Here is an 850-nt window from a genome sequence, read left to right as displayed (position 1 = left end):
GCATTAGCGAGCGACTGCGCGAACAGGGTTTAATAGCGGATGTTAAGGCCGTTTTCAGTGCGTCGACTGTAGCTGCCCTTGCCGATGTCGTAGAGCTTCGAACACACGAAACAAACGTCTGCTACGTACCGCCAAACCTTATTCCTGAAGAATTAGGCCAGCCGCTCCATTTAGAAAATCCTGAGGAATTCCGTCTATGAATATTCATGAGCTGATGCAGCATCTTCGACAAAAAAATATTGCTGTCGAGGTTGATAACGGGGAGCTTGTTATCAAGGCGGCTCCAGGTGTCATCGACGCCGCACTGCTAGCTGTGTTGAAGAGTAACAAGAAAGAGCTGACCGCTATTCTTGTCCCGTCGGCACCCAGAATCGTTCCAGAAATGCTGAACTTAGTAAAATTAAAGCAATATGAAATCGATGCGATCGTGGCCAAGGTGCCCGACGGCGCTGCTGGGGTGCAAGATATCTATCCGCTCGGACCGCTGCAAGAAGGCATCCTGTTTCATCACCTACTCGACAACGAAACCGATACCTACCTGTTGCGCACGGCACTGCGTTTCGACACCCGTACTCACGTCGATCGCTTCCTTTCTGCTTTGCAACATGTTGTTGATCGCCACGACATCTTGCGCAGTTCCGTTCATTGGGAAGGCCTGGAGCGCGCCGTGCAGGTCGTCCACCGGCAAGCCCCGATCAAAGTACGTGAGATAGCGTTCGATACGGCTGTAGACACGCATGCACAACTAATGGACATGACCGACCATCTGCGCCTGGATCTTTCCCGCGCACCGTTGCTGGTGCCGTTTATTGCTGCCGACCAGGACTCCCCAGCATGGTACATGGTCCTG

Annotated in this window: 2 protein-coding genes; both read left to right on the top strand. The window is 52.6% G+C overall.

What is annotated here, in order from left to right; translation table 11 throughout:
- The coding region (locus NX775_RS23905; RefSeq protein ID WP_258838252.1) for a hypothetical protein at window positions 1-200 on the top strand (200 nt) is incomplete at its 5' end.
- The coding region (locus NX775_RS23900; protein ID WP_258838251.1) for a condensation domain-containing protein at window positions 197-850 on the top strand (654 nt) is incomplete at its 3' end. The genes NX775_RS23905 and NX775_RS23900, both read left to right, overlap by 4 nt.

This window comes from Massilia aurea, from assembly GCF_024753205.1.
In the GTDB taxonomy this organism is placed as follows: Bacteria; Pseudomonadota; Gammaproteobacteria; order Burkholderiales; family Burkholderiaceae_D; genus Telluria; species Telluria aurea.
Note: the sequence above shows the minus strand (reverse complement) of the source record. Positions and strands in the feature narration are given on the sequence as shown.